The following is a 5,187-nucleotide window of genomic DNA, read 5'->3' as shown; positions in this document are numbered from 1 at the left end:
TTAAATTTTAAAATTTAAAGGCTTCTCTGATTACGGTTTCTTTCATCTAAAACTTTTAATTGCTAATTAAAATCCAGCCACACGTGGCGCTCGGTCTTATCCAAATCAATGTCTTTTGTCCTCATAAAAAATTCTTTTATCCTAACGTAGTCATCCATAGTTTCTATCGTAAAGGCGATATCTTTATCCTTGCCTCGGATTATTATATTATCGTAGAATATAAGTCTAAGTTGAAATTTAAAAACCAAAAAATATATAAATTTTAAGACGAATAAAAACAAAAATGCAAGTATAGATATGAAAAATACTCTGAAACTACCTGCTTCTATATATTTTCTTACGCCGATAGCCAATACCAATATGCAGATCAATAAAAAAGCGATTATCGTAGCATATGGATCAAATTTTAAGAAGAATCTATAAAAAGCGCCTTGTCTCCTAAGCCACTCATTATCTCTTGCAAAATAGGCTCTTTTTACATCCTTAAGATCATCTAAGAATATAGTTTTTTCGGGCATTTTGTTTGTACAATAAGTAACTCGATCATTATAAAATTTTACAAGTTTCTTATTGTAAAAATTTGTAAAATATTCCATTATTATAGGCGATCCGAAAAATGGAAATACTATAAAAAGCTGATTATATCTAGTTTGATTGGGTTAGTATGAATACATAAAAATCATAATCGCAAGCGTGCATACTGTAGCAAGAACTATATAAAAATTCGTCCTATCTTTGAGCACTAAAAGCTCTTTATTGTAATCACTAGCGCAACTCGGATTTTGTTCGAATTTATTAGGTTTTTCGTTTGTATTTATCGTAGAGTTATCCGTGAGTTTTTCAAATTTACAATTTTTACTGTCAGAATTTTCGGCATCAAAATTCCACCCTGAACCCTGCTCTAAATTTTGACGCCGTTCATTTAAAATTTTATTTAGCTTCTCAAGTCTCTGTTTTCTATTCATCTTTTATTCTCTATAACCTACACGAAAATTTGCGGCGGGATTTTATCTAAATTTTTTCCCGTTTTCAGTAGAAAATAGGCTTTTAGCTCTTTGTATTCTTTGCTACTTAGAAACGAAACCTCTATAAAAGAATTTTTGTCATATATCAATATGCTGTCATTTATAATATCAAAGCCTAGCCCGTTAAAAAGCCTATATAGCAATAAAGGAAAGAAGCTAATAGATATAATTACTGCAAAAATTATCCAAAAATTTTCCTCCCTTTCGTCTATCACTACCGCTACGAAAAAAACTAAAAGCAAATATATAAAAGCAAACAGCAGCATAAGGCATTTTGTCTTTTTTGATATTTCGGGATATGACGGTCCCGTGGTTCGTTTGATACAAGTTATATCTGAAATTTTGGTCTCATATAAAACGGCTTCCGTCTTTTTAGAGTATAGGGTTATATCGTCATTGTTAAAGCATATATAGCACTTGCCGAAATTTGAAAATTTATTTAATGCTCTGAGCGGAAAATAGCAATCCAGCAAAACGAGAAATAAAATTTGCTGGGCGGAAAATTTACCGTAGACCGCCATCAATATCGTAGTAATGATATAAATCGCGCTGATGATAGCATTTAAAATTATAGCGTGGTCTTTTATGATTATCGGCTCTTTATCGTAATCTCTAGCTTGAGTTTTAAAATTTTGCAGAGGCGTATCAGCGGCGCAAGAGAGATCGCTTTGCGATTTTTGTTCAATGGCATTCGTAAAATTTTGCTCGCTGGCATTTATAGAATTTTGCCTGCCATCGCTCGTAAATTTTAGCCCACCACCCGCCAAATTTCGCTTATCGCAATTTTTATTTTGTAAGAAATCCTTTATATTTTTATCATACCGCGTTTTGCTTATGCCAAACCTAGCAATTTCGTTATTATGCATTTGACTCCTCCTTATACACGCTTGATTTAGATATAACTATCGCGCGAGTTTGCACGCAGAGATCAGCCTTGTGCATTTTTTAAAATTTGCAAAATTTCGCTTATCTTTTGTGGATCTTTGATGCCTCGCGCGTCCTCCACGCGGCTGTTTAGATCGATTGCGTATGGGCGCAGTGCGAGTGCCTCACGGATATTTTGTGCACCGATGCCACCTGCGAGAATAAAAGAGATCGTGCCGCTTTTAGCAGCAGCGTCATGCTTATCCGCGCTATCATCTTTTGTGGCACCCAGCTTGTCCACTTCGCCGCCGTCATTCGCAATATTTGGTGCGCCCGTCTCATAGTCTCTTGTGCCTTGATCATTGACACCTTCGCTTGCGGGTCTTACACCACTCAGCCGCGCGGTAGCACACGCACTAAATTTGCACTCATCGTCATTCTTTGCGGCGCGACGATCGGCGCTCGCTTCTTGTTTCGTATTGCTCGATCGAACAATATCATGTGCGTGTTTGCTCGCTTCATTGCTATTAGAGGCACAGCACACGTCGCTTACCCTCTTGAGCTTCAAATTTCCGTTTTCGCTATGCTCCATGCAAGAATTGTTGCAGTCGCCGTTTTTATCGCGCTTTAAATTCCCCTCGCTATATCCGCTACAGATCGCGCTGTGTTTAAGATGGCTCCTTGCGCCGTCTGAGTCTTGAGCCGTGCCTGCTGCATAGCATTTTTCGTCACTTGATGCGTTATTTTGCGTATCGCAGTGCCCGCTAGCCGAGTCGCATTTTGTGCCGTCTGTGCTTTGAGTTGCGCTGCCCGCGCAGTATTTTTCTTCGTAACTAAGTCCTGCGCGCCGCAACAGATCCCAGTTGAAGCTCACGCCGTTACCGCCCAGGTTCCTTCCTTTGGCGTCAAATAAGATCCGATCACAGCTCAAACCCTCAAGCGGCGGCATTTCGGTGCCAATGCTTAGCACCTGCCACGCCTCGATGCCTGCTGCGTTGAGACGTGCTTTGAAATCCGCGCTTATGCGTCCATAAATCTGAGCGCAATCCAGCTCGCAAGCCTCGCAAATTTTTAAAATTTGCTCTTCGCCTAGAGCTTTCGCGCCAAAAATTTCAGAATTTAGATCTTTTATCGAAGTAGGCGCGGCGTAGTTTGCGTTTAAATTTACGCTCAAATCGTCGCGCTCGTTTTCGTAAAATTTTAAGCCGCCGCTCGTGCCCGCGTAAATTTTATCTTCACAAATTTCTTCGTCGCGAGTTTTGCTGCTAAAATTTTTAAATTCGCATGCGGCGGCGCTGTGTTTTTCGGAGCTCAAAGCAAAAACTCCGACGCACTTTGCGCTGTTTTCATGCGCGATGCGTGCGATCTCGCGCGCCGTTTCTACGCTAACGCGGCGCTTGGAGCTTGACACAAAAATTACGCCTAAAAATTCCACGCGCGCACCCGAGCCGTCGCCCAGATTTTGTGAATCGCTACTGAAATTTTTATCGCAATCGGAATTTTGCTCAGACGTAAAATTTGCATGATTTTGTGCGCGGTAGGTAAAATTCTCGTCGCCCTGATTAAAATTTTGCGCGAAATTTTGGCCGTCAGAATTGAAATTTCGCGTAGCATTCTCGGCGTCCGAATTAAAATTCCGCCCAGAATTTTCGCCGCAAAAATTAGAATTTTTTATTGAGCTCTCGTCGCTTGATTGCGGCAAGTTTTTAGCGTCGTCCGCGCGCTCTAAATTTGTGCATAAAGCCGAGCTGCACGCCAGCACTGCGCGGGCTTCGGCAGCGCTTTTGATGCCGCAAATTTTGATCTTACTTCTGTACGACATATAAAAATTCCGTCACATAAAGCTCGCGCGCGTTTAAATTTCTGCTCGCGCGGTAAGTCGGATAGCGGATCTCTATCGTGCGCACGGAGCCGATGTGCGCGAGGTTTTTTAAAAATTCCGCCTTCGAGATAAAGCCCTCGGAATTAAAAGAGATTATTAAAAATTTCGCCGGAAATTCCGCCAGCAGCGCGAAAAATTCCTCCGCAGCACTTGATTTTTTGTTATATGCCGAACGGTTCCAGTCCGCGGGAATCCCAGAAACCCTGCTAAGCCCCGCAGCATTTGGGCGCTTGCCCTCGTTTATAAAATCCGTGATCAAATTTAGCATAAAATAGTTCGAGCCGTAGGGATGCTGATTGTAGGGAGGGTCGAAATACGCGATGTCAAGCTGCGAAAAGCGCTCGCGCGCGCTCTGCGCAAAGCGGGCGGCGTCCTCTTGAAAGACCGCGCTTTCGCAGGCGAAGCTTGAAAGCACGGGCAGGCGCAGGGAAATTTCGCCCATTATGCGAGCTAGTGCGTTTTCGCCGCTGCCGCCGAACTTGCCCACGCCCGCTTTGTCCTTGTAAAAGCCCTTAAAAACGCCGCCCGTGTTTGAGTGGATGCTCGCCTCGCTAAGCAGCGGCGCGGTGAAAAAATCGCGAAATTTTTGCGGGATTTTACCGATCTGCTCGCAAAGCCCGCCCAAAATCAGGGCGTTTCGGCGCGTGTAAAAAGCGCGCTCGCCCGCCTTGATATTCTCATCGTCCTTCGGCGCGTACAGCTCGCTAAAAAAACTCTCCTTCGGCGTAAAATTTCTTAAAATTTCAGCGTGCAGCTCGCTCAAGTCTCGCCACAGCCCGTCGCTAAAATTTGAAAGATAGCAGGAGTTTATCGCGCGCGAGTAGCCCTCCAGGTCGTTTGCGATCACGAGGCTTGAGTGCGCTTTAGCCAGGCGCGCGACGATGCCGCTGCCGCTAAAGACGTCTGCGAAGCTGATCTTGTCCCGCCCAAGCTCCACCTTAATCTCGCAGATCGCCCGCTCTATCGGCGCTAGCAGCGAGCGTTTGTTGCCCAGATAGCTGATGAGCTGCTCGCTTAAAAATTCCCTCTTTTCGCCGCTAGCCATCTAAGCTCTCGCCCCTACGTAGTTTTCGTAAAATTTCCACGTTTTGCCCGATCTGATCGCCTCTAAAATGAGCGGCTTAGCCTCCGCAGGGCTTGCCGAGACATCCGCGCAGTATAGCGCAAACATCGCGTTTAGCACGACGATATCAAATTTTGGTCCGCTAAGCTCACCTTTTAAAATTTGCTTTAAAGTTTCGGCGTTAGCCTCGCCGTCGCCGCCTTCTATATCGCCGTGAAATGCGCGTTTAAAGCCGAACTGCTCAGGATTTACGCGGTATTCTAAAATTTTGCCGTCCTTGACCTCGTGGATTAGCGTTTCGTCGCACAGGCTGATCTCATCCATGCCGTCCATGCCGTGTACCACCAGAGCGT

At 44.0% G+C, this 5,187-nt stretch carries 5 protein-coding genes and 1 pseudogene; all 6 read right to left on the bottom strand.

The window, feature by feature from the left end:
• Positions 1 to 62: 62 nt before the first annotated feature.
• Positions 63 to 518, bottom strand: coding sequence for a hypothetical protein (locus tag Q0340_RS10945; protein WP_298083328.1), 456 nt, complete (start codon positions 516 to 518; stop codon positions 63 to 65).
• Between the two features lie 141 nt (positions 519 to 659).
• The gene (locus Q0340_RS10940) at positions 660 to 965 is read right to left on the bottom strand and encodes a hypothetical protein (protein WP_298083327.1); all 306 of its coding nucleotides are present in this window, start codon (positions 963 to 965) and stop codon (positions 660 to 662) included.
• A gap of 17 nt (positions 966 to 982) precedes the next feature.
• The gene (locus Q0340_RS10935) at positions 983 to 1,891 is read right to left on the bottom strand and encodes a hypothetical protein (protein ID WP_298083326.1); all 909 of its coding nucleotides are present in this window, start codon (positions 1,889 to 1,891) and stop codon (positions 983 to 985) included.
• Between the two features lie 62 nt (positions 1,892 to 1,953).
• Positions 1,954 to 3,711, bottom strand: coding sequence for a hypothetical protein (locus Q0340_RS10930; RefSeq protein WP_298083325.1), 1,758 nt, complete (start codon positions 3,709 to 3,711; stop codon positions 1,954 to 1,956).
• On the bottom strand, positions 3,695 to 4,816 hold the full coding sequence (locus Q0340_RS10925; protein ID WP_298083324.1) for a DNA adenine methylase: 1,122 nt from the start codon (positions 4,814 to 4,816) through the stop codon (positions 3,695 to 3,697). The genes Q0340_RS10930 and Q0340_RS10925 overlap by 17 nt, the downstream gene beginning before the upstream one ends.
• Positions 4,817 to 5,187 (bottom strand): annotated as a pseudogene (locus Q0340_RS10920) (anthranilate phosphoribosyltransferase); the annotation flags it as partial.

The organism is uncultured Campylobacter sp. (genome assembly GCF_938045595.1).
GTDB lineage: Bacteria > Campylobacterota > Campylobacteria > Campylobacterales > Campylobacteraceae > Campylobacter_B.
The sequence above is the reverse complement of the archived record's forward strand: the minus strand, read 5'-3'. Positions and strand labels throughout refer to the sequence as shown.